A 22,409-nucleotide genomic window follows, 5' to 3' on the forward strand; every position below is an offset into this window, starting at 1 on the left:
GCTATCATAGGGAAGTAAAAGGTATTTTTTCACTCATAGGAGGATTAATCGAATGGTAAGAGCAATCGTAGGCGCCAACTGGGGCGATGAAGGAAAAGGTAAAATCACAGATATGCTGGCAAAGGAGTCCGATATCATTATCCGTTATCAGGGCGGTAGCAATGCCGGGCATACCATTATCAACAATTATGGCAAGTTTGCCCTTCACCTTCTGCCATCAGGTGTTTTCTACAACCACACAACCAGCATTATCGGCAATGGCGTGGCATTAAACATCCCTTATTTAATTAAGGAAGTGAATGATCTTGTGAGCAAGGGAGTTCCAAAACCGGCTATTCTGGTTTCTGACCGTGCACAGATTCTGATGCCATATCACATTCTGTTTGATCAGTATGAAGAAGAGCGTCTGGGAAAACGGTCCTTTGGTTCCACAAAATCAGGGATTGCACCATTTTATTCAGATAAATACGCGAAAATCGGTTTTCAGGTATGCGAACTGTTTGATGAAGAGTCATTAAAAGAAAAAGTGGAACGCGTTTGCGAGATGAAGAATGTTTTAATGGAACATTTATATCACAAACCAGCCATTGATCCGGAAGAATTATTTAAGACTTTACTTGAGTATCGCGAGATGGTAAAACCGTTTGTTTGTGATGTTTCCAATTATCTTCATAATGCAATTAAGGAAGGTAAGAATATTTTGCTGGAAGGACAGCTGGGATCTTTAAAGGATACCGATCACGGAATCTATCCCATGGTTACCTCTTCTTCCACACTGGCAGCATACGGTGCAATTGGAGCAGGCATTCCTCCATATGAAATCAAGAATATTACCACAGTTGTAAAGGCATATTCCAGTGCAGTTGGTGCCGGCGCATTTGTCAGCGAGATCTTCGGAGACGAGGCAGACGAGTTAAGACGCCGCGGCGGTGATGGCGGTGAATATGGCGCAACGACAGGAAGACCAAGACGTATGGGATGGTTTGATGCAGTGGCTTCCAGATATGGCTGCAGAATTCAGGGAGCTACCGAAGCAGCGCTTACTGTTTTGGATGTACTGGGTTATCTGGATGAACTTCCTGTTTGTATCGGATATGAGATTGATGGAAAAGTCACAAAGGATTTCCCCAATACCATAGAGCTTAATAAGGCAAAACCGGTTTATACCACACTTCCAGGCTGGAAATGTGAGATCAGAGGAATTAAAAAATACGAGGATCTGCCAGAAAACTGCAGAAACTATATTGAATTTATTGAGAAAGAGCTTGAAACCCCGATTACCATGGTTTCCAATGGACCGGGAAGAGATGATATTATTTATCGCTAGGAATTGAAAAATAAGCAGAGCATTAGGATTATTTCCTATTGTCTCTGCTTATTTTTGTCTGGTTAAATCTGCACCAGGGTCCGGCTGCAATAATATAAAGTTCGATTGCAGAACACCTGTTCTTGCGGTAATATAGTAATAGGGAGCAATCATGTTATTACAAGGAGTTGGCCTTCCATTTTACATAAGATGGGAGGTGATGCAGATGAATTTTGACTTTAAAGATCTTATGGCTTTTGGCATGTTCATTATTGCATTACTTACCTTTATTTATAATAATCGTAAGTAAAGTTTTTCTCTAAATCCCAGGAATGGGTACAGAAAAACCACCCTTGTATACTTTGACCGGTATTAGGTGGTGATTCTGTCTGCTTATGAAAGGCCAACCTCTTGTGTGAGGTGATTGTTCCTCTTTATATTTCTATTATAGTCAATTCTCTATTTAATTTCAAGTGATTTCGGGAAAATACCCAAATACCCCAATATACCAATACAAACATAAATTATTCTTTTTTTATAGTATCAGTATCGTTATGATTATCATTGGGTCTAATGACCCGGACAACCAGCTGAGCAGCATATATAAATACAGGAATAACTACTGTGGAATAGATAGCCGCCATCAGCCATTTCTTTGATTCCGGACTATGAGAAAATGCTAATACCAGCGCAATAAGATAAAGGGAACAGATTAGTACCAGACCTGCAATAGCCAGGGCGCGTTTCCATTTCATGGGGAAACCTCTCTTTCTGAAAAATTATACTGGGTTTATTATATCCCAAAACAGTACATTTGGAAAGAAATGTTTGGAAAATGTTCACAAAATCTTCAGATATTGGAAACTGTACATTTCTCTCAATCTATAGTACACTTTTAATAGATTACAGACAATGGGGAAGGAGTGCTTGGTACCCTTGAGGAAACAATGGTTGGTAGTAATTTCAGCGGGGATCCTTCTGAGCATGGGAGGAATGATGAGTTCCCTTGCTTCAGAAGATAATGGGCAGGAGCAAAGCACCCCCATTAATCTTATGGAAGCCACTAAGGAATGGCAGTGGAAAGAAGATTCCGGAGGCTGGAGATACATAAAAAAGGATGAAACCTATAAAAAGAACTGCTGGGAAAAGATTGACGGAAGCTGGTATTATTTTGGCTTTGATGGTTATATGAGCACAGACTGGACAACGATCCGCGGTATGGATTATCTTTTTGCCGAGACCGGGGAGCTGCAGCTTGGCTGGTGCTATAACGACGAAGAGGAAAAATGGCATTATTACAAGGAAGATGGTACTCCGCAAAAAGGCTGGTTTCAGGACCAGGATGGAAGCTGGTACTGGTTTTCTGCAAAGGGTGAGATGACTTCTTCCGGATATAAGTATGTAACCGGAGGGAAGTATTATTTCTTTGATAACGGACAGATGGCGGCTAACCAGTATGTCGGTCTTTTTTATATGGATGAAACCGGAAACAGGAACAAAAATTTTGATATTATAATTGAAAGTAAGAAAAAGAATACTACCGTCTCTGCTGAAGTAAAGGAAGGATTTACAGAAGCCTCCAAGAATCTGCCACGGGAGTGGGTGAAGCGTTTTACGGATCAGGGCTGGGAAATTCTTTATTATCCGGATAAACTGTATTTTTCTGCACCTAATACCGGGAGTGGTGTTTATTATGTAGGCCATTCGCTGGATACCACTTATAAGAAAATAAAGATATGCAATCCGTCTGAACTTACGGAAGCATTTTGCGAATATATCGGATATGAGTACGGTTTATATAAGGGAACGCTTCAGGAGGCGACGGATTTATCCATGGATAAATCTTTGGTGGACGAATATGTTTACATACCGGATTACTATGCAGATGATATGAAATTTTATTTTGGAAAGCTGGCAGCAGCATATCTGGGAAGTGCATCAACCAGGTCAGAGATGGAGGCAGAAGCCCCGGATGTGACCCGGATATTAAAAAAGATATTATACAGGCAGAGTTGAATTACGAATAATTCTTATAGCAGGCATATAGTCTGATATAAATTATATCGATTCAGCGCTGCTTTTTTATTTAAAATCTGGTTGACAATTTAATTGATATATAATATTATAAAATTATATTTAATAAAATTGAATTTAGCAATATAAAAGGAGAATGAGAATGGATCTAATACCCCGCATCGTTGTTCAATTGATTGCAGCAGAACATTTATACATTTTATGGATGGAGATGTTTGCCTGGAAGACAGCTGGAAAAAAGATGTTACCTGGTTTTGAATCGTCATTTTTTGAGGAAACAAGAGTAATGGCGGCAAATCAGGGATTGTATAATGGGTTTCTTTCTGCAGGTCTTATTTGGTCCCTGCTTGTGAGGGAAGGAATATGGGCAGACAGAATTTCCGTATTTTTTCTTTCCTGTGTGATTATCGCAGGGGTATATGGAGCACTGACTTCATCGAAAACTATTTTTTTTAAACAGGCGTTGCCTGCTATTGCAGCACTTTTTATAGTAATAATTATTTAAATTAAAGGAGTAATATATATGAATGAGACTATAAGAACAATTCAGAATCACAGATCAATCAGAAGCTTTTTGGATAAAGAGATTGATGACGTTATCATCGACGAGATCCTAAGGGCTGCACAGTCCATGCCCAATTCGATTAATGGCCAGCAGAGTTCGGTAATAGTAATTAAGGATAAGGAAACAAAGGCAAAAATAGCCCAGCTGGCCGGTGGCCAGAAATGGGTGGAAGATGCACCTGTATTTCTTCTGTTTGTACTGGATTTTTATAAAACTAATCTTGCGGCTGAGAAAAACGGGCTGACTCAGGTGATACATGAGAGTGTGGAAGGAACCATGGCAGGAACCTTTGATGCAGGACTTTCCATGGGTGCTGCAATTATAGCTGCAGAGTCGCTGAATCTTGGAATTGTACCAATCGGCGGAGTCCGTAAAAATCCAGGTGAAATCATAAAGCTTTTAAATCTTCCTCCCTATACCTATCCGGCAGTTGGCCTGGCAGTGGGATACCCCAAAGACGAATCACACAAGAAACCAAGACTTCCATTTTCCACATTCCGTCACAATGAAGTTTACCACACAGAGGAAATGAAAGAAGCCATCGACCAGTACGATATGGAGATGGAAGATTATCTAAAAGAAGTGGGGCGTCAGCAGGAAGGAAACTGGAGTAAATATACCTCGGGAATTTATCAGAATGTTTATTACCCTGATGTTTATCCAACCATGAAAGACCAGAAGTTTTTAAACGATAAATAAAACAAGGGGAAAGCTGCAAAAAACAGCTTTCCCTTTTTTTATTCTGCCAGCTCACCCCAAAGCTCATACAGCTCTTCCAGACGTTTGCTGATCATCTCTTTTTCCTGGTTTAATTCCATAAGTTTTGGTACATCTGTAAAAATCTCTTCTTTTACAAGAAGTTCATCGATTTCCCCGTCTCTGGTTTCCAGTTTATGAATTTCTTCTTCTGTTTTTTTCAGTTCGTTCTGGCGTTTGCGGATCTTAGCCTGTTCTTCCTTTTGGGCTTTCCAGTCAAGCTTTATCCCGGAAGTGTCTTCGACGGTTACAGCTTTAGCTTCGCCAACCGGGGTTAAAAGACCAGTCATAATATCCTTCTTTTCCAGATAATAATCGTAATTACCAATATAGTTGACAAGGGTCTGGTTGGTCAGATCCAGAATTCGTGTGGCAGTTTTATTAATAAAATAACGGTCATGGGATACGTAAAGCACGGTACCGGTGTAATTGACCAGGGCGCCCTCCAGTATCTCTTTGGAGGTAATATCCAAGTGGTTGGTCGGCTCGTCAAGGATCAGGAAATTGGCTTCAGAAAGCATAAGCTTTGCCAGAGAAACACGTCCCCGTTCCCCGCCGCTTAGGTCCTTGATCCGTTTATATACGTCATCCCCTGTAAAGAGAAAGGCGGCCAGGATATTGCGAATTTGGGTATTGTTCATATATGGATAGGTATCCTGAAGTTCATCGAATAAAGTTTTATCCATATGAAGAACCTGATGCTCCTGGTCATAATATCCGATATGTACCTTGGAGCCTAAGGAAACTTCCCCCTGATCGGGCGCCAGTATGCCGTTTAATATTTTTAAAATTGTGGTTTTTCCGGTCCCGTTGCCGCCGATAATGGCAACCCGTTCTCCACGCTTGACTTCAAACCCGATGTGTTCAAAAAGAAGATTGTCTCCAAATGATTTTTTTAGATCTTTAACAGTCAGAACGTCATTTCCACTGATTACGTTGGGTTCCAGCTGGATGCGCATCTCGTCGTTCACCTCGGCAGGTTTTTCTAACAATTCGATCTTGTTAAGCATCTTTTCCCTGCTTTCGGCCCGCCGTATGGATTTTTCCCTGTTAAACGATTTTAATTTTGTAATTACTTCTTCCTGATGCCTGATTTCCTGCTGCTGGTTTAGATAGGCCTTCATCTTAGCTTCCCGGATCATGGCTCTTTTGTTGCTGTACTCCGTATAGTTACCCTGATATACGGACAAAATGCCATTATCCAGCTCAATGATCTTTGTCACCACACGATTTAAAAAGTATCGGTCATGGGCAACGATGATTACGCTGCCGTCATAATTAATCAGATAACCTTCCAGCCAGGCAATGGAGTCCATATCAAGATGGTTGGTAGGCTCATCAAGCAGGATGATATCTGGTTTTGTAAGGAGAAGGCGACCTAAAGCTACCCTGGTTTTCTGTCCGCCGGATAGAGCAGATACCGGCTTCCCGAATTCATCTTCTGTAAAACCAAGACCCTTCAATACGCCGGTAACCTCACTTCGGTAAGCATAGCCGTTTTGCAGCTCAAATTCATGGTTTAAGCGGCTGTAAACGGTAAGCATCTCATCCAGTTCCTCACCAGTGGCGTGCTTCATATCCAGCTCAAGTTTGCGGATTTTCCCTTCCATATCCATAAGGGGGCGTTTCACTTCCAGAACCTCTTCGTAGACCGTCCGGTCTCCGGATAAATCCTGATGCTGTGATAAATAGCCTAAGGTTTTACCCTTGGATATGACTACCTCTCCTTCATCGGATGCCAGTTCACCGATAATCATTTTTAATAAAGTGGATTTACCGGCTCCGTTAATTCCTACAATGGCGGCTTTCTCATGGTCTTCTATATGAAAGGAAGCGTGTTTAATCACTTCGTTGGTGCCAAATGCTTTACTGATATTGCTGCATGAGAGAATCATGGTTTCTTACCTCCTGAATAAAATGGGACAATAGTACCAGTATAATATAGGTCCATTTATTTTTCAAGGATACAATCGTAAAACTCGTTTGACATTGTTTTATCACGCAGTTATAATGGTGTTAGTAAAATTCTAAGTAAAAGAAGGTGAAGATGTGGCAGATAAAGAAATTTCAAAAGCAGTGATTGCCAGGCTTCCCAGGTATTATCGTCATCTGGGAGAGCTTATGGAGGATGGAGTGGAACGTATTTCCTCTAATGAGCTGAGTTTGCGTATGAAAGTGACCGCTTCTCAGATACGCCAGGATCTTAATAATTTCGGCGGATTCGGACAGCAGGGTTATGGATATAATGTGAAATACTTATATACAGAGATAGCGAAGATATTAGGAATTGACAGACAGCACAATCTAGTGATTATTGGTGCGGGCAATTTAGGACAGGCGATTGCAAATTATGCAAATTTCGAAAAGCGTGGTTTTTTAATCAAAGGAATGTTTGATATCAATCCACGTCTGATCGGTCTGGTTGTTCGCGGAATCGAGATCCGAAGTGTAGATGATCTGGAACAGTTTGTAAAAGATAATGATGTTCAGATTGCAGCCCTGACCATACCAAAGACCAAGGCACCGGAAATTGCAGACCGTCTTGTAAGGGCAGGCATCAAGGCTATCTGGAATTTCGCTCATACAGACTTAACCGTGCCGGATGATGTTGTGGTAGAGAATGTACACTTATCAGAGAGTCTGATGAGACTGTCTTACCGGGTCTGCAGCATGCAGGATAACTCGGTTGATGAAAAGCAAAGACAATCAGCAAAGAACAGTTAATATGCCTGCCGGCAGCCAAAGAGGTATTTTCCCTCTTTGCTGCCGGTAGTTTGCTATGGAGAAAGGCGGGTGCAGTATGAGATATCTGGTAACGGGAGAACAGATGAAGCAGGTTGACCAATATACCATAAAACAAATTGGTATCCCATCGCTGGTACTGATGGAGCGGGCAGCCCTGGCAGTTTTTAAAGAAGCAGTCAATCATGTGAAACAGACGGAACCGGTCTGGGTGCTGTGCGGGAGCGGTAACAACGGTGCTGACGGAATCGCTGCCGCCAGAATGCTTCATCTAAGCGGTTATCATGTTCTGGTTATTCTTGCTGGAAAAAAGGACAAAGGAAGCAGTGAATATTTAACCCAGCTCTCCATTGCAGAGAAAACAGGAGTAAAAGTAATGGAAGGCATGGAGGAAAACCCGGGAACCTGCAATCTGCTCATTGACGCGCTGTTTGGCGTAGGGCTTGACAGGGAGATTCTTGGTACCCATCTGGAGATTATGAAATCCATAATCAGTTGTAAACCGGAATTTACAATAGCAGTGGATATTCCTTCCGGCATTCACTCCAATACCGGACAGATTATGGGAACAGCAATCCCTGCAGATATAACGGTTACATTCGGATATGAAAAACTTGGCACCATGCTGTACCCTGGAAAAGAATACAGCGGCAGGGTTCTTGTGGAGGATATTGGTTTTCCTCCTGAGAGTATGAAAAATGTGAAAACCGAATATTTTACATTACAAGAGACTGACATGACGATGATCCCCAGCCGGCCAGCCTATTCCAATAAAGGCAGTTTTGGCAAAGTTCTCCTGGTTGCTGGTTCCAGAAACATGAGTGGGGCGGCATATTTAAGTGCGCTTTCTGCCTACCGGACTGGTGCTGGTCTGGTCCGGATCTTTACCGTAGAGGAAAACAGGGAGATTTTGCAGACCTTGCTTCCTGAAGCAGTGATTGTTTCCTACCGGTCAGCAGATGCTGAACGGGAAACAGAGAGCTTTGAACAGCTTTTGATTGAACAGTGTGAGTGGGCCAGTGTGATTGTTTTGGGACCGGGACTGGGGCAGGGTGTCTACGTGAAAAATCTGGTGGAATCTGTTCTTGTAAATGCCTACGTTCCGGTAATTGTAGATGCTGACGGGCTGAATACCATTGCCAGTAATCCGGAGCTTACCAGTTATTACACGGAGAACATTATCATTACTCCTCATCTGGGAGAGATGGCAAGACTTACCGGAAGCTCGGTAGATCTGATAAAAAAACATCTTATTCAGACAGCCAGAGAGTATGCAGACCGGTTTGGTATAACCTGTATATTAAAAGATGCGGTTACCATTGCTGCGCTTAATGATCAGAGAACCTATGTAAACAGCAGCGGGAACAGTTCCATGGCAAAGGCAGGAGCAGGAGATGTACTGACCGGAATTCTGGCCGGGTTACTGGCAATGGGAATGGAAGGACCGGATGCAGCGGCACTGGGTGTATGGCTTCACGGTCTGGCGGGGGATATGAGAAAGAAGAAATATGGAGATTACAGTCTTCTTGCCAGAGAACTGGCAGATGAGACTGGTATAATATTGCAGGAGCGAACGAGGGAATAAATCATGAAAACATATGGAAGGGTATATGAAGCAGTAGATTTAGATGCAATCCGGTATAACATGGAAGAGATGAAAGCCAATTTAAAGCCGGAGACAAAGATGATCGGGGTTGTAAAATCCGATGGATATGGTCATGGTTCTGTCCCTGTGGCTCAGGCAATTGATCCTTATGTGTGGGGATATGCAGTGGCTACCGTGGAAGAAGGCGTAATACTTAGAAAACATGGAATCACAAAGCCCATTCTGGTTCTTGGGGTGGTTCCCTTTGATGGCTATCAGCTTCTGGTGGATTATGATATCAGCTCTGCCGCATTTCAGCTGAAGAAAGCCATGCGTCTTTCTGAACTGGCGGAAAAAGCAGGAAAGAAAGCTGTGGTTCATCTGGCGCTTGATACTGGTATGAGCCGGATTGGATATCCGGTGACAGAAGAGGCAGCGGAAGAAGCGGCAAAAATCTGCAGACTGCCGGGAATATATGCGGAGGGGCTCTTTACTCATTTCGCAAAAGCAGATGAAACGGATAAAAAAGCAACGGGATCACAGATTGAGAAATTTCAGACATTTGTAGATATGCTGGGGGAAAGAGGAATCACCATTCCTGTCCTTCACTGTTCCAACAGTGCAGGAATTATTGATTTGCAGGAGGCTAATTTTCATCTGGTTCGTGCAGGAATTTCCATCTATGGATTATATCCTTCCACAGAGGTGAAAAAAGAATCTGTAAAGCTAAAACCTGCCATGGAGTTAAAGAGTACCATTACCTACATAAAAAAAATCGGACCTGGAACTTCTGTCAGCTACGGTGGAACGTTTACTGCCCGGCAGGAAATGACAGTGGCTACAATCCCCGTGGGATATGGAGACGGGTATCCCAGAAATTTATCTGGAAAAGGCGAGGTCTTAATCAGGGGACAACGGGCTAAGATTCTTGGAAGGGTGTGTATGGATCAGTTTATGGTTGATGTCACATCCATTCAGGGAGTGGAAGAAGAGGATGAGGTTGTTTTAGTGGGAAGACAGGGAAAGGAACAGATTACAGTGGAAGAACTGGCCGAGCGGTGCGGAGGCTTTCATTACGAAATTCTCTGTGACATCAGCAAACGGGTACCAAGGGTCTATGTGGAACACGGTGAAGTAGTGGGAACCAAAGATTATTTTAACGATTGTTACAGCTCCTTTTTAAAGGTGTGATAACCAACTCCATGTCCATATCATATGATAAGGTATGCGGCGGAAAAACTTAAGTGAATACACGAGTCAAAGTAGGTCAATAATAGACTTAAATAAATTGACGGAGTGTGAGAATGTGATAATCAGACGTGGAGACATTTATTATGCCGATCTAAGACCGGTAGTAGGCTCTGAACAGGGCGGGATTCGCCCGGTTCTTATTATACAAAATGACATCGGTAATAAGCACAGCCCCACTGTGATCTGTGCAGCGATTACCTCAAGAATGAATAAGGCAAAGCTGCCTACCCATGTGGAACTGGATACAAAAAAGTGCGATATGATCAAAGATTCAGTTATACTTTTGGAACAGCTGCGGACCATTGACAAGCAGAGACTGAAAGAGAAAATTTGTCATATTGATGAAAAACTGCAGCAGGAAGTGGACTGTGCATTAAGAATCAGCTTAGAACTGAATACATAGTTCACCATTGACGGAATGCTGATAAAATGGTATATTCTTAAATAGTTGTGAGAAAAAATACGAAAGAAAATCAACAAAAGGAGTAGAATTTTCAGATGGACGATGGCAATCCGCTTATACGCGTGATTATTTTTATTGCTTTTATCGTATTGGATGCAATTTTTTATGGATTTGGTGCAGCAATTCAGAATGTGAATACGACAGAATTGGAACATCAGATGGAAGAAGGCAGCGAGAAAGCTGCAAAACTGCTGCATATCGTTAACAGACCAACCAGATTTGTGAACACCATTCAGATCACCACCAACTTAATTGGTATGGTGACGGGAGCGTTTGTATTAGGACAGTTTAAGATCTGGCTTGAGGCAATCTTAAGCCGGGGGAGCGATGGCCCCAACCGGTGGATTTCTCTTTTCAGTCTTTTCCTTGTAGGTGCCTGCCTGATTATTCTGCTGATCAGCTTTGGTATTATTATTCCAAAGCGCTGTGCAGCTGAGAATCCGGAAAAGTGGGGATACCGTATGCTTCCCGCAGTAACTTTTATTATGATTCCCCTGATTCCCTTTGCGTGGGTTGCAAACCTGATTGCTTTCGTAGTTCTTAAGGTTATGGGCATTGACATGGCATCAGACAATGAGAACGTAACCGAAGAGGACATTATGTCTATGGTAAATGAGGGGCATGAACAGGGTGTATTAGAAGCCAGGGAAGCGGAGATGATCACCAATATCTTTGAACTCAATGACAAGGAAGCTGCGGACATCATGACTCACAGAAAGAATCTGGTTTCCCTGGACGGAGAGATGATGTTAAAAGAAGCGGTGACATTTATCCTGACAGAGGGGTATAATTCCCGGTATCCGGTCTATAAAAAAGATGTGGATGACATCATTGGTATTCTTCACATGAAGGATGCACTGATTGCTGCTGAGATAGAGGAGAATGGCAGCCGGCAGCTCTGGGAGATTGAAGGACTTTTAAGAGAGGCTCATTTCATTCCCGAAACCAGGAATCTTGATACGCTGTTTAAAGAGATGCAGTCCAGAAAGATCCACATGGTAATTGTGGTTGATGAATATGGTCAGACTTCCGGTATTGTTACCATGGAAGATATTCTGGAAGAGATTGTAGGCAATATTCTTGACGAGTATGACATGGATGAGGAATTTATCGTACCATCGGATGACGGTACTTACGTTATGAATGGTATGACTACCCTGGAAGACGTGGAACGGGCATTAGACATTGAATTTGATGAGGAGGATTATGACTCCTATGATACAATAAATGGTCTGCTTATTTCCAGACTGGACCGGATTCCCCAGGAAGGGGAAGAATCAGAAGTATCCATTATGGGGTATAATTTTAAGATCCTTCAGGTGGAGAACAAGATGATTCAGACAGTACGTGTCTGGAAGGAAGAGCCAGAAGTGCTTTCTGAGGAAGAAAAAACGGTCAGAAAAACGGAATCCGAGTTAAAAGACTCAGAAAAAGAATCATAAGCACACAGCTGCCAGGACTTTCCTGCATCAGACAGGAAGGATATGGCAGCTGTGTATTGTTTTTTTCTTGCAAGATGAAATAAATAGTGATAGAATAGAAAAGATGTTATTTTCTGATATAAAGAGGACGAAATAGAGAAAGAAAAGGAGTGTTGGAAGCGATGTCAGGTCATTCAAAGTTCGCAAATATTAAGCACAAAAAAGAAAGAAACGATTCCGCAAAAGGTAAAATATTTACTGTAATCGGAAGAGAAATTGCAGTAGCGGTTAAAGAAGGCGGATCAGACCCTGCGAACAACAGTAGGCTCCGTGATGTTATTGCGAAAGCAAAAGCCAACAACATGCCCAATGACACCATTGACAGGGGCATTAAAAAAGCTGCCGGAGATGCCAATTCTGTTAACTATGAGACAATTACATACGAGGGATACGGCCCCAATGGAGTGGCGATCATCGTAGATACTCTGACAGACAATAAAAACCGGACTGCTGCCAACGTAAAGAACGCATTTACAAAAGGCGGCGGAAATGTGGGTACTCCAGGCTGTGTATCTTTTATGTTTGACAAAAAGGGACAGATCATTATAGATAAAGAAGAATGTGATATGGATGCAGATGAGCTTATGATGATTGCTCTGGATGCAGGCGCAGAAGATTTCTCAGAAGAAGAGGACAGCTACGAAGTACTGATTGCGCCAGAAGAGTTCAGCGCAGTACGCGAAGCATTGGAAGCAGCAAAAATCCCCATGATTCAGGCTGAAGTTACCATGATTCCACAGACATGGGTGGAGCTGACTGATGAGGATTCTTTAAAGAAGATGAACCGGATTCTGGATCTGTTAGATGCAGAAGATGATGTACAGGCGACCTATCATAACTGGGACGAATAAAATAAAAACGGGCATGCACGGGAATCAGTGCATGCCTTTTTATTATAGACACCTTACACAATCTCAGTTAAGTTTCTAACCGACTTCTGAATATCTGCCACCAGTTCATGAATCCGTTCGTAGACCTCACCAGAGCTTTTGGAGATTTCCCCGAATTCTCTTGCTACTACTGCAAAGCCAACCCCTGCCTCACCGGCTCTGGCCGCTTCAATGGAGGCGTTAATGGAAAGAATGTTTTCCATGGAAGCCACCTTCTGCAGGTCATGGGTTTTTGCGGTTACTTCGTTCAATGAGATTTTGATGCTGTCAATTTCTTTATCCAGTACGCTGTCTCTTTTGCCGGAGATTGCCTGTATGTATTCCATATTAACCAGCTGGTTCACTATGCTGCCAAGCATCTGTGCAGCTGCCTTGATGGTGGCTTCCGATCGTACCGGTACTTTTCTTAGTGCACGGATGTATTCCTCTTCGTTAATTCCCAGCTCTCTGGCAATGACACGAAACTTTTCTTCATCTGGCTGAGAGGGCAAAACCTGTCCTCCGATGATTGCTCCCACCTTTTCGCCTTTCACAACGATATCAGAGGAAAAATCCATAAGCCCCGCATGGCAGAAATAAGCTCCGCTTCCTTCTTTGTCACAGGCTTCACACCGCTTTAAGCCTTCTTCACTGTTTCTTGTGTATTTCATGCAAAACTCAGTGAAATTGCTGCCTTTTGTGATATAATTACCCTCTGCATCCACCGCGATTGCTGCTAACCCTGTCGCTTCCGAAAACTGGTCCTGAATCGACTGCAATGCCTTCAAATCAATAAACTTTTTGATATCGATCATAGTATGCATGCCCCTCTCTTGTAATTTGCGGTACCTTTTTATCATATTTATTATATAATAATGGTAGGATAAATACAAGCAAGGAAGTTAGCAGTAATATCTGCGAAATCCATTGAAGCTTGATGATTATTGTGCTACAATCACCGTGAAAAAGATAATAAAAGAGGCTCAAGGATTATGGAAAGTGACCGATTGTACCGGGTGCAAAAAAAAGATATTGAGAAATTGAAGCAACTGCTGACAGAATGTTTTGAGGGGGACCCACTTTATTGCAATCTGATCCCGGACGCAGATACAAGGAAACGTCTTCTCCCCGAACTGTTTGAATGTGATATGGAAGAATTTTTTGAGACTTGTGAGATTTATGCGGACAGTCCGGATATTAATGGAATTATGGTTGTAGATGATGAATCGGAAGTTTACAATCCTGTTCATTATTATCTGGCAGAAGCAGCAGCGACTTTGAAAACGGATAGTTATTTAATCAGGGAAGACAGGTCGCTAAAGACATTCTGGAAATTTTTTCAGGGAAGGGATTATTTAAATTCCAGATGGACTGATCAGCTTCATCAGGAAGAACGGCTTCACATTATCTATCTGGCAGTGAGACCCAGTATGCAGCATCACGGGATCTCTGCCTGCCTTCTGAAAGAAGCCATTGAATTTGCAGACAGAAATCATCTCATGATATCACTGGAAACCCACAAACACAGCAATGTCAGCTTTTATGAACATTTTGGTTTCAGGCTTTTCGGCGTGGTAGAAAAGCATTTTGAGTTAAAACAGTACTGTATGATAAGAGAAACCCACTAGAACTTAGTATAAATAGTAGGACAGGCTTTCCCGGATCTTAAAACCGGCTTTCTGATACAGAGCCACAGCCGGTAGATTGTCGCCGGATACCTGTAAATAAATGGTTTGAGAAGTATAAGTCTTTAAAAATAAACCCAGGCAGGCAGTTCCAAGACCCTGCCCCCGCAGTGGTTCTGAGATTTCAAATCCAAATAAATAAGCGCTTTTTTCCTGAATATCAAGACTGCACATCCCAACTGCTTCTTTATCCTTAAAAAACTCATAGCAGATTTGATCATCGGAATTTTTATGGTATGAGATGGTTAAATCCTTTCTTTCTTTGTTTTCTTCCTCCAAACCGGATTTTGCTGAAACAGGAATGGAACGTTCCATAAAATGTTCTGTGTAACAGAAAGAAGCCTCCATAGCCTGTAACGTTTTTATCCCATCCCTGCAGTTGTCGTACACCGGGAATAAAAAATCACAGTCAGGATAATCATTTACCAGCTCTTTTAGGAGAACTGTAAAATGTCCTTTCTGCCGTTCACCAGGAAGGGTACAGCCGTAGCATTCCATGGTGTCAGAATCAGTAAAAAAAGCGATAAGAGCGGATAAGAGGCGTTCATTTTCATATAATAAACAGCAGATGCACTCTTCCTCCAATGGAAATGAGAAAGAGATATGATCGTATTCATTGCAGGTTTCCTGTAAAAATCGAAGGTCTTTTGACAATCGGGCATCTGGTGCATTGGTTCGGATAAGATTCATGGTTTTACTCCTGGTTTGTTTTCGTATAGTATAATACAATAAAATAGTAAAATTCAATCAAATATTTTCCATATTGCTGATTGTCTCTTTGAAATATGGGTGATAGAATAAACACATGTAAAGCAGTTGGAGGGATCAAATTGAAAAAGAGAGAAGAAATACCGGTTTGCGACACCTGGAACCTGGCGGATATACTGCCGTCTGAGGAGGCCTGGGAGGATTTATTCCACGAAACAGAACGCTCGCTTTCAGGTTATAAAAATTTTGAAGGACATCTGGCCCAGTCTGGCGAGATGCTTTTTTCCTGTCTCAAATTTGATGAAGAGGTGTCATTAAAGATTGAGACTTTGTTCGTATATGGAAAACAAAAATCTGACGAAGACACGGGGAATGCCAGATACCAGGGACTGTCATCAAAAGCCAGGGCATTGTCCTATCAGGCCGCTGGTTTGTCATCCTATATTGTGCCCGAGATCTTAACCATATCCGAAGAACTGTTAAAGGAATACCGTGAAGCAGTTCCTGAACTGAACCGCTATAACCGCACCTTTGAAGTGATATTAAAAAAGAAAGCACACACACTTCCGGCAGCCATGGAAGCGCTGCTTGCCGGTTCTATGGAAGCGACCTCCGGCTCCTCGGAAATTTTCAATATGTTTAATAATGCAGATGTAAAATTCCCTGAAATTAAGGATGAGAACGGAAACAATGTAAAAATCAGCCATGGCAATTACGTTGCTCTTATGGAAAAACAGGACAGGGAAGTCCGGAAATCCGCATTTTATGGTCTTTATGGAGTATACAAGCAGTTTGGAAATACTCTGGCAGCTACCTTTTCTTCGAATGTGAAAAAGTCTGCATTTTACGCAACAGCAAGAAATTATCCTTCTGCCAGAGCCCATTCCCTGTCAGAAAATGAGGTTTCAGAAGAGGTTTATGATAATCTTATCAAGGCTGTCCGTGACGGGCTTCCATACCTTCATGAGTATGTGGCATTGAGAAAAAAGGCACTGGGAGTGGATACACTTCATATGTATGATCTCTATGTGCCCATGGTATCCAGAGAAGAACGGAGCATATCCTTTGAAGAAGCAAAGAATATGGTGCTTGAAGGGTTAAAGCCTTTGGGAGATCATTATCTGTCTCTGTTAAAAGAAGGTTTTGATCACCGGTGGATCGATGTGTATGAGAACGAAGGGAAACGAAGCGGTGCTTATTCCTGGGGAGTATATGGAGTTCACCCCTACGTACTTTTGAATTTTAATGGAACCCTTGACAGTGTCTTTACCCTGGCTCACGAGATGGGGCATGCGCTCCACAGCTGGTTTTCTGATAAAAACCAGACTTATGTAGATGCGGGTTATAAGATTTTTGTTGCTGAGGTGGCCAGTACCTGCAATGAGGCCCTCTTAATCAGACATCTTCTTGAGATTACAGAGGATAAAAAGGAACGGGCCTATCTGTTAAATCATTTTATGGACAGTTTCCGGGGTACCTTATACCGGCAGGCAATGTTTGCGGAATTTGAAGACAAGGCCCACCGCCTTGCAGCACAGGGAGAGATTCTGACATCAGAGACGCTGTGCCAGATGTATCATCAGTTAAATGCAGATTATTTTGGCCCTGAGATGGTGATAGATCCTGAAATTGATTACGAATGGTCCAGGATCCCCCATTTTTATACGCCGTTTTACGTTTACCAGTATGCTACCGGATTTTCCGCTGCAGTGGCGATCAGCAGCCGGATTTTAGCAGGAGATGAAACCGTTATTAAGGGGTATTATGAATTTTTAAGCGGAGGAAGTTCCATGCCTCCTGTTGAGCTTTTAAAGCTGTGCGGCGTTGACATGTCCACGGCAGAGCCGGTGAAAGACGCCCTTTTGGTATTTTCAGGCCTTTTGGAAGAGATGAGAAGGCTTATATAAAACTGATTTCCAGATAGAGGAGAGGGGGAGCAGGTATGAATCTGTATCAGATGATATTTAAGAGAAGATCCATTAAAAAATATAAGAAAGAACCGGTTCCGGAGCAATTAAAAAGGGATATTCTTTATTTTGGGGATTGTGTTTCAAGGTTATACGGCGATATTCAGGTAAAGATGGAGATATGTGACAGTACGGAGGATGAAACTCCGGCAAAAGGCCTGTGGAAGGTAGATGCTCCTTATTATCTGATCCTTTATTCGGAGGAAAAAGAAGGATATCTTGTCAATGCCGGCTACGTGGCAGAACCTGTTCTGTTATATATGACAGGAAAAGGTCTTGGTACCTGTTATCTTGCCAATGCAAAGAGCTCAAAACCGGCACCGGCTGGTTTTAAACAGGTCATAACCATTGCCTTCGGATATCCCAGGACACTGCTTTACCGTGATCCGGCAACTGCCAGGCGGATGCCCCTTAAGGAGCTGTGTGTGTTTAAGGAAGAAGCAGGAGAGTCCGTAAAAAATATATTAAAAGCGGTGCGGCTTTCTCCATCAATTATGAATACCCAGCCCTGGAGGTTTATTGTTTATCACGATAAAATATATGTATTTTCCTGCCGGGAGTTTTTACCCTACCCTTATCTGGTCTCACTTCGGGAGATCAGTGTGGGAATCATGCTTTCCCATCTGACCATTGCAGCAGAAGAGATGTGGATCAATGTCAGCCTGGAAGCGGATAAGGCCATGGAAAAGAAATCATACAAAAGCGGCGCGTATGTAGCCACTGCATATTTGAAGGAATACAAACTATAAGTAAGCTTCATGACAGTGGAAAGAGAAGATGTGTAATAAAAATCTTCTCTTTTTTCACATTTAGACTTTCTTCAGATGGCAGAAGATGATAGAATGACACTGTTTGGCTACAATGGAGAAGTGAGGATAAATTCATGAAGCGGGAAATTGATATAAAAGAAATTTCAGATGGAAAATTATATGACTTAAATGATATGGTAAAAGCGGACTGCAAAGACTGCGAAGGCTGTTCTGCCTGCTGCAAGGGGATGGGCAATTCCATTGTGCTGGATCCTCTCGATGTATTCCGGCTGACAAAAGGGCTTAACTGTACCTTTGAAGCACTCATTCAGAATCAGGCGGAGTTAAATGTTGTGGATGGAATTGTCCTTCCAAGTATCCGGATGGGAGAAGAGGGAGAGGCGTGCGGATTTCTCGATGCCCGGGGCCGATGCAGCATTCATTCATTCCGCCCAGGGATCTGCCGTCTGTTTCCTCTTGGAAGAATTTATACAGAGGAAGGTATCCGGTATTTTCTACAGATTTATGAATGCGCAAAGAAGAACAGAACCAAAGTGAAGGTACGCAGCTTTATGGACAATCCCGATGGGAAGCGATACGACAAATTTATTGCGGATTGGCACGATTTTTTAAAGAAAGCTGAAAATGAGATGGAAAAGCAGAATGATCCGAATTTTACCAGGGAGCTGAGCATGAATGTTCTGAACATGTTTTATTTAACCCCCTATGAGAAAGAACAGGATTTTTATGATCAGTTTGGTAAAAGGCTTGAAGCCATAACTTTCTTATGATAGAATTGGTAAGATAAAGAAAAAACAGGGCGAAGAGAACCGAGGAGGAAAACATGATCAGGCAATTAATTGACAGAATTCAAAAAACAAACGCACCGGTTTGTGTGGGACTTGATCCAATGCTAAGTTATATTCCCGATCACGTAACAAAAAAGGCATATCATGAATTGGGTGAGACATTAGAGGGTGCTGCAGAAGCAATCTGGCAGTTCAATAAAGAAATTGTAGATCATGTTTATGATCTGATTCCCTCCGTAAAACCCCAGCTTGCCATGTATGAGCAGTTTGGAGTGGAAGGCTTAAAGGTATACGACAGAACAGTGAAATACTGTCAGGAGAAGGGACTCATTGTCATAGCTGATGCAAAAAGAGGAGATATTGGTTCTACATCTGCAGCCTATGCTATGGCTCACATCGGTAAAGTACAGGTTGGTTCTAAACGTATTCCGGCGTTTCACACAGAATTTCTTACAGTCAACCCCTATCTTGGAACAGATGGTATCGGTCCCTTTGTTGATGTATGCAAAGAAGAGGACAAAGGTCTGTTTGTACTGGTTAAAACCTCCAACCCTTCCAGCGGAGAATTTCAGGACCGTCTGATAGACGGAGCACCTCTTTATGAACACGTAGCCAAAAAGGTTGTGGAATGGGGCGCAGACTGTATGGATGGAACCTACAGCAACGTGGGTGCAGTAGTAGGAGCCACATATCCGGAGATGAGCGCTGTATTAAGAAAAATGATGCCAAACACCTATTTCCTGGTACCTGGCTATGGAGCACAGGGAGGAACTGCTGAAGATTTAAAACCCTGTTTTAATGAAGATGGTCTTGGAGCAATCGTGAATTCTTCCAGAGGCATCATCGCCGCCTATAAACAGGATGCATATAAGAAATTCGGACCAGAGTGTTTTGGAGAAGCTTCCAGACAGGCCGTGATTGATATGGTTTCTGATATTAACCGGGTGTTATAGGGGGGAATCATGGGAAAAATAAAAATCACTGCATCAGTTGCCAGTCAGGTCATGCTTTCAGACGGTGTGTACAGCATGTGGATCGACGCAAAGGAAATTACTGACCAGTCAATGCCTGGACAGTTCATTTCCGTTTATACAGGGGACAGCTCAAAGCTGCTGCCCCGTCCCATCAGTATCTGTGAGACAGACAGGGAAAAAGGACTTTTAAGAATCGTTTACCGTATAGCAGGAAAAGGAACCGATGAGTTCTCCCGTTATCAGACTGGTGATCCGGTTATTATTATGGGACCTTTAGGCAATGGATTTCCACTGGAAGCAGGGAACTCCGGAAAAAAGGCTCTGTTAATCGGAGGCGGTATCGGAATACCTCCCATGTTGGAACTGGCAAAGAATCTTTCCTGTACAAAACAGATGGTTCTGGGATACCGGGACGAGTTGTTTTTAAATGAAGAGTTTCTCCCCTATGGAGATACGTTTCTTGCAACAGAAAACGGTACTGCAGGAACCAAAGGCAATGTTATGGATGCAATCAGAGAGCATGGCTTACAAAGCGATGTGATTTTTGCATGTGGTCCTACTCCCATGTTAAAGTCATTACGGGCGTATGCCTTGGAACATCATATTGAATGCTATCTTTCCCTGGAAGAGAAGATGGCTTGTGGAATCGGAGCCTGTCTTGCCTGTGTCTGCAAAAGCAGTGAGAAAGATGACCATTCCATGGTTCATAACAAAAGAGTCTGCAAAGACGGTCCGGTATTTAAGGCTGAGGAGGTTGAATTCTAGATGAATATGAAAGTAAATCTTGCCGGTGTTATATTAAACAACCCGGTCATGACAGCCTCAGGCACTTTTGGTTCCGGTGAAGAATACAGCGAGCTTGTGGATTTAAACCGCCTGGGTGCAGTGGTGACAAAAGGAGTTGCCAATATTCCCTGGGCAGGAAATCCCACTCCCAGAATTGCAGAGACTTATGGTGGAATGATTAATGCCATCGGACTTCAAAACCCCGGTATGGATGTATTTATTAAGCGGGATATTCCATTTTTAAAGAAATATGATACGAAAATCATTGTCAATGTCTGCGGAAAGACCACGGAAGATTATATTGAAGTGGTGGAGCGGCTTTCGGATGTACCGGTGGATATGCTGGAGATTAACATTTCCTGCCCCAATGTAAAGGAGGGCGGAATTGCATTCGGCCAGGATCCAAAAGCGGTGGAAGCCATTACAAGAGAGGTAAAGAAGTATGCAAAGCAGCCTGTCATTATGAAACTCAGCCCCAATGTAACGGATATCACTGTTATGGCGAAAGCCGCGGAAGCAGGCGGGGCAGATGTCTTATCCATGATTAATACCCTGACAGGAATGAAGATTGATGTAAACCGCCGTACATTTGCAGTGGCCAATAAGACTGGCGGGTTATCCGGTCCTGCAATCAAGCCAATTGCAGTTCGTATGGTTTATCAGGCAGCAAGTGCGGTTAAAATTCCCATTATCGGAATGGGTGGAATTATGACTGCTGAGGATGCCCTTGAGTTTATACTTGCAGGAGCAACCGCGGTTTCTGTAGGAACCGCCAACTTTGTTAATCCTTATGCGACTACGGAAATCATTGCGGGCATAGAAGATTATATGATAAAATATCAGGTAGAAGACATTAACGAACTGATCGGTGCAGTACGATAACGGAACGGTTTTTGAATAGAGAGGACAGAAAAATGGAACAGTATAAGCAGGAATTTATTGAATTTATGGTGGACAGCGATGTCCTTAAATTTGGAAGTTTTACACTGAAAAGCGGAAGAAAATCTCCATTTTTCATGAATGCCGGTTCCTATGTGACAGGAGCACAGTTAAAGAAGCTGGGTGAGTATTATGCCAAAGCGATTCATGATAAGTTTGGTACTGATTTCGATGTACTGTTCGGACCAGCTTATAAAGGAATTCCGTTAAGCGTTGCAACTGCAATCGCATTCCATGAACTGTATGGAAAGGAAATTAAATACTGCTCCAACAGAAAAGAAGAAAAAGACCATGGCGGTGATGCCGGAATTCTGCTTGGAAGTCCTATAAAGGATGGAGACAGAGTTGTCATTATTGAAGACGTGACCACTTCCGGAAAGTCCATTGAAGAGACCTTTCCCATTATCAAAACTCAGGGAGATGTAACGATTCTGGGTCTCATGGTTTCCTTAAACCGTATGGAGAAGGGAAAAACAGAGCAGAGTGCACTGGATGAAATCCAGGAAAAATACGGATTTAAAGCATCTGCCATCGTGTCTATGGCAGAAGTCATCGAACATCTTTATAACCGGGAATACAAGGGACGAGTGCTGATTGATGATGAATTAAAGGCTGCAATTGATGATTATTATGAAGTGTATGGCGTAAAATAAGCATTCTGGTGATATGTCAAGAATAACTTAGAAAAGATTTTGATATGTTTTAGTTATAAAAGGGTTCACTTAATAAAGCATACAAGA

The 22,409-nt window shown here is 42.5% G+C and carries 23 protein-coding genes; 19 read left to right on the forward strand and 4 right to left on the reverse strand.

The features are described from left to right. Window positions 1–52 precede the first annotated feature (52 nt). Together BXY41_RS22060 and BXY41_RS27265 are read left to right on the forward strand one after the other, a co-directional pair. Window positions 53–1,327, forward strand: coding sequence for an adenylosuccinate synthase (locus BXY41_RS22060; protein WP_104439036.1), 1,275 nt, complete (start codon window positions 53–55; stop codon window positions 1,325–1,327). A 229-nt stretch (window positions 1,328–1,556) separates the two neighbouring features. After that, the gene (locus BXY41_RS27265; RefSeq protein WP_278246313.1) at window positions 1,557–1,616 is read left to right on the forward strand and encodes a putative holin-like toxin; all 60 of its coding nucleotides are present in this window, start codon (window positions 1,557–1,559) and stop codon (window positions 1,614–1,616) included. A 214-nt stretch (window positions 1,617–1,830) separates the two neighbouring features. Here BXY41_RS27265 and BXY41_RS22065 read toward each other — a convergent pair whose 3' ends face one another. Continuing rightward, window positions 1,831–2,061 (reverse strand): hypothetical protein, encoded by a 231-nt coding sequence (locus tag BXY41_RS22065; RefSeq protein ID WP_104439037.1) that lies wholly within the window; start codon window positions 2,059–2,061, stop codon window positions 1,831–1,833. Between the two features lie 181 nt (window positions 2,062–2,242). Here BXY41_RS22065 and BXY41_RS22070 point away from each other — a divergent pair, with 181 nt between their 5' ends. The 3 genes from BXY41_RS22070 to BXY41_RS22080 all read left to right on the forward strand — a co-directional run bounded on the left by BXY41_RS22070 (window position 2,243) and on the right by BXY41_RS22080 (window position 4,604). Then, window positions 2,243–3,322, forward strand: coding sequence for an N-acetylmuramoyl-L-alanine amidase family protein (locus tag BXY41_RS22070; RefSeq protein ID WP_104439038.1), 1,080 nt, complete (start codon window positions 2,243–2,245; stop codon window positions 3,320–3,322). 160 nt (window positions 3,323–3,482) lie between these two features. Beyond that, complete coding sequence (locus tag BXY41_RS22075) at window positions 3,483–3,845, forward strand: DUF1304 domain-containing protein (RefSeq protein ID WP_104439039.1); 363 nt, start codon at window positions 3,483–3,485, stop codon at window positions 3,843–3,845. An 18-nt stretch (window positions 3,846–3,863) separates the two neighbouring features. Continuing rightward, window positions 3,864–4,604, forward strand: a complete 741-nt coding sequence (locus BXY41_RS22080; RefSeq protein ID WP_104439040.1) for an NADPH-dependent oxidoreductase — start codon at window positions 3,864–3,866, stop codon at window positions 4,602–4,604. A 38-nt stretch (window positions 4,605–4,642) separates the two neighbouring features. On the opposite strand, the gene BXY41_RS22085 is transcribed toward BXY41_RS22080, so the two are convergent. Next, window positions 4,643–6,556 carry an ABC-F family ATP-binding cassette domain-containing protein gene (locus tag BXY41_RS22085; RefSeq protein WP_104439041.1) on the reverse strand — a complete coding sequence of 638 codons (1,914 nt, stop codon included), beginning with the start codon at window positions 6,554–6,556 and terminating at the stop codon, window positions 4,643–4,645. A 154-nt stretch (window positions 6,557–6,710) separates the two neighbouring features. Between BXY41_RS22085 and BXY41_RS22090 the strand changes: the two genes are divergently transcribed. The 6 genes from BXY41_RS22090 (at window position 6,711) to BXY41_RS22115 (ending at window position 13,034) form a co-directional block, all read left to right on the forward strand. After that, entirely contained in the window at window positions 6,711–7,385 is a 675-nt protein-coding gene (locus BXY41_RS22090; protein ID WP_104439042.1) for a redox-sensing transcriptional repressor Rex, read from the forward strand. Between the two features lie 76 nt (window positions 7,386–7,461). After that, complete coding sequence (locus BXY41_RS22095) at window positions 7,462–8,988, forward strand: NAD(P)H-hydrate dehydratase (protein ID WP_104439043.1); 1,527 nt, start codon at window positions 7,462–7,464, stop codon at window positions 8,986–8,988. Between the two features lie 3 nt (window positions 8,989–8,991). Continuing rightward, window positions 8,992–10,179 carry an alanine racemase gene (gene alr / locus BXY41_RS22100; RefSeq protein WP_104439044.1) on the forward strand — a complete coding sequence of 396 codons (1,188 nt, stop codon included), beginning with the start codon at window positions 8,992–8,994 and terminating at the stop codon, window positions 10,177–10,179. Window positions 10,180–10,294: 115 nt separating this feature from the next. Next, window positions 10,295–10,642, forward strand: a complete 348-nt coding sequence (locus BXY41_RS22105; RefSeq protein ID WP_104439045.1) for a type II toxin-antitoxin system PemK/MazF family toxin — start codon at window positions 10,295–10,297, stop codon at window positions 10,640–10,642. A 95-nt stretch (window positions 10,643–10,737) separates the two neighbouring features. Continuing rightward, window positions 10,738–12,144, forward strand: a complete 1,407-nt coding sequence (locus BXY41_RS22110; RefSeq protein ID WP_104439046.1) for a hemolysin family protein — start codon at window positions 10,738–10,740, stop codon at window positions 12,142–12,144. A 161-nt stretch (window positions 12,145–12,305) separates the two neighbouring features. Beyond that, window positions 12,306–13,034 (forward strand): YebC/PmpR family DNA-binding transcriptional regulator, encoded by a 729-nt coding sequence (locus tag BXY41_RS22115; RefSeq protein ID WP_104439047.1) that lies wholly within the window; start codon window positions 12,306–12,308, stop codon window positions 13,032–13,034. A 53-nt stretch (window positions 13,035–13,087) separates the two neighbouring features. Here the strand turns inward: BXY41_RS22115 and BXY41_RS27365 are convergent, their stop codons facing one another. Continuing rightward, window positions 13,088–13,867 (reverse strand): PocR ligand-binding domain-containing protein, encoded by a 780-nt coding sequence (locus BXY41_RS27365; RefSeq protein ID WP_104439069.1) that lies wholly within the window; start codon window positions 13,865–13,867, stop codon window positions 13,088–13,090. Window positions 13,868–14,044: 177 nt separating this feature from the next. On the opposite strand from BXY41_RS27365, the gene BXY41_RS22125 reads away from it, so the two are divergent. After that, window positions 14,045–14,680 (forward strand): GNAT family N-acetyltransferase, encoded by a 636-nt coding sequence (locus tag BXY41_RS22125; protein ID WP_104439048.1) that lies wholly within the window; start codon window positions 14,045–14,047, stop codon window positions 14,678–14,680. A 3-nt stretch (window positions 14,681–14,683) separates the two neighbouring features. Here the strand turns inward: BXY41_RS22125 and BXY41_RS22130 are convergent, their stop codons facing one another. Next, window positions 14,684–15,427, reverse strand: a complete 744-nt coding sequence (locus tag BXY41_RS22130; RefSeq protein ID WP_104439049.1) for a GNAT family N-acetyltransferase — start codon at window positions 15,425–15,427, stop codon at window positions 14,684–14,686. A gap of 140 nt (window positions 15,428–15,567) precedes the next feature. On the opposite strand from BXY41_RS22130, the gene pepF reads away from it, so the two are divergent. The 7 genes from pepF (at window position 15,568) to pyrE (ending at window position 22,322) form a co-directional block, all read left to right on the forward strand. Further along, window positions 15,568–17,352 (forward strand): oligoendopeptidase F, encoded by a 1,785-nt coding sequence (gene pepF, locus BXY41_RS22135; RefSeq protein ID WP_242980319.1) that lies wholly within the window; start codon window positions 15,568–15,570, stop codon window positions 17,350–17,352. A 35-nt stretch (window positions 17,353–17,387) separates the two neighbouring features. Then, complete coding sequence (locus tag BXY41_RS22140) at window positions 17,388–18,161, forward strand: nitroreductase family protein (protein ID WP_104439051.1); 774 nt, start codon at window positions 17,388–17,390, stop codon at window positions 18,159–18,161. Between the two features lie 134 nt (window positions 18,162–18,295). Then, window positions 18,296–18,952 (forward strand): YkgJ family cysteine cluster protein, encoded by a 657-nt coding sequence (locus tag BXY41_RS22145; protein WP_104439052.1) that lies wholly within the window; start codon window positions 18,296–18,298, stop codon window positions 18,950–18,952. Between the two features lie 53 nt (window positions 18,953–19,005). Next, window positions 19,006–19,923 carry an orotidine-5'-phosphate decarboxylase gene (pyrF, locus tag BXY41_RS22150; RefSeq protein WP_104439053.1) on the forward strand — a complete coding sequence of 306 codons (918 nt, stop codon included), beginning with the start codon at window positions 19,006–19,008 and terminating at the stop codon, window positions 19,921–19,923. Window positions 19,924–19,932: 9 nt separating this feature from the next. Continuing rightward, window positions 19,933–20,709: a dihydroorotate dehydrogenase electron transfer subunit gene (locus tag BXY41_RS22155; RefSeq protein WP_104439054.1), complete on the forward strand. Its 777-nt coding sequence runs from the start codon at window positions 19,933–19,935 to the stop codon at window positions 20,707–20,709. Continuing rightward, the gene (locus tag BXY41_RS22160; protein ID WP_104439055.1) at window positions 20,710–21,612 is read left to right on the forward strand and encodes a dihydroorotate dehydrogenase; all 903 of its coding nucleotides are present in this window, start codon (window positions 20,710–20,712) and stop codon (window positions 21,610–21,612) included. A 32-nt stretch (window positions 21,613–21,644) separates the two neighbouring features. Beyond that, window positions 21,645–22,322, forward strand: coding sequence for an orotate phosphoribosyltransferase (gene pyrE, locus BXY41_RS22165; protein ID WP_104439056.1), 678 nt, complete (start codon window positions 21,645–21,647; stop codon window positions 22,320–22,322). The last annotated feature ends 87 nt before the right edge of the window (window positions 22,323–22,409 follow it).

It is taken from the genome of Lacrimispora xylanisolvens (assembly GCF_002934545.1).
GTDB lineage: Bacteria > Bacillota > Clostridia > Lachnospirales > Lachnospiraceae > Lacrimispora > Lacrimispora xylanisolvens.

Excerpts from the sequence above, each read along its gene's own strand:
- BXY41_RS22155 (WP_104439054.1), top strand. The coding sequence starts at position 19,933 with ATGGGAAAAATAAAAATCACTGCATCAGTTGCCAGTCAGGTCATGCTT.
- BXY41_RS22130 (WP_104439049.1), bottom strand. The coding sequence starts at position 15,427 with ATGAATCTTATCCGAACCAATGCACCAGATGCCCGATTGTCAAAAGAC.
- BXY41_RS22095 (WP_104439043.1), top strand. The coding sequence starts at position 7,462 with ATGAGATATCTGGTAACGGGAGAACAGATGAAGCAGGTTGACCAATAT.
- BXY41_RS22085 (WP_104439041.1), bottom strand. The coding sequence starts at position 6,556 with ATGATTCTCTCATGCAGCAATATCAGTAAAGCATTTGGCACCAACGAA.
- BXY41_RS22140 (WP_104439051.1), top strand. The coding sequence starts at position 17,388 with ATGAATCTGTATCAGATGATATTTAAGAGAAGATCCATTAAAAAATAT.
- BXY41_RS22075 (WP_104439039.1), top strand. The coding sequence starts at position 3,483 with ATGGATCTAATACCCCGCATCGTTGTTCAATTGATTGCAGCAGAACAT.
- BXY41_RS22160 (WP_104439055.1), top strand. The coding sequence starts at position 20,710 with ATGAATATGAAAGTAAATCTTGCCGGTGTTATATTAAACAACCCGGTC.
- BXY41_RS22125 (WP_104439048.1), top strand. The coding sequence starts at position 14,045 with ATGGAAAGTGACCGATTGTACCGGGTGCAAAAAAAAGATATTGAGAAA.
- alr (WP_104439044.1), top strand. The coding sequence starts at position 8,992 with ATGAAAACATATGGAAGGGTATATGAAGCAGTAGATTTAGATGCAATC.
- BXY41_RS22080 (WP_104439040.1), top strand. The coding sequence starts at position 3,864 with ATGAATGAGACTATAAGAACAATTCAGAATCACAGATCAATCAGAAGC.
- BXY41_RS22145 (WP_104439052.1), top strand. The coding sequence starts at position 18,296 with ATGAAGCGGGAAATTGATATAAAAGAAATTTCAGATGGAAAATTATAT.
- pyrF (WP_104439053.1), top strand. The coding sequence starts at position 19,006 with ATGATCAGGCAATTAATTGACAGAATTCAAAAAACAAACGCACCGGTT.
- pyrE (WP_104439056.1), top strand. The coding sequence starts at position 21,645 with ATGGAACAGTATAAGCAGGAATTTATTGAATTTATGGTGGACAGCGAT.
- BXY41_RS22065 (WP_104439037.1), bottom strand. The coding sequence starts at position 2,061 with ATGAAATGGAAACGCGCCCTGGCTATTGCAGGTCTGGTACTAATCTGT.
- BXY41_RS22060 (WP_104439036.1), top strand. The coding sequence starts at position 53 with ATGGTAAGAGCAATCGTAGGCGCCAACTGGGGCGATGAAGGAAAAGGT.
- BXY41_RS22110 (WP_104439046.1), top strand. The coding sequence starts at position 10,738 with ATGGACGATGGCAATCCGCTTATACGCGTGATTATTTTTATTGCTTTT.
- BXY41_RS22115 (WP_104439047.1), top strand. The coding sequence starts at position 12,306 with ATGTCAGGTCATTCAAAGTTCGCAAATATTAAGCACAAAAAAGAAAGA.
- BXY41_RS27365 (WP_104439069.1), bottom strand. The coding sequence starts at position 13,867 with ATGATCGATATCAAAAAGTTTATTGATTTGAAGGCATTGCAGTCGATT.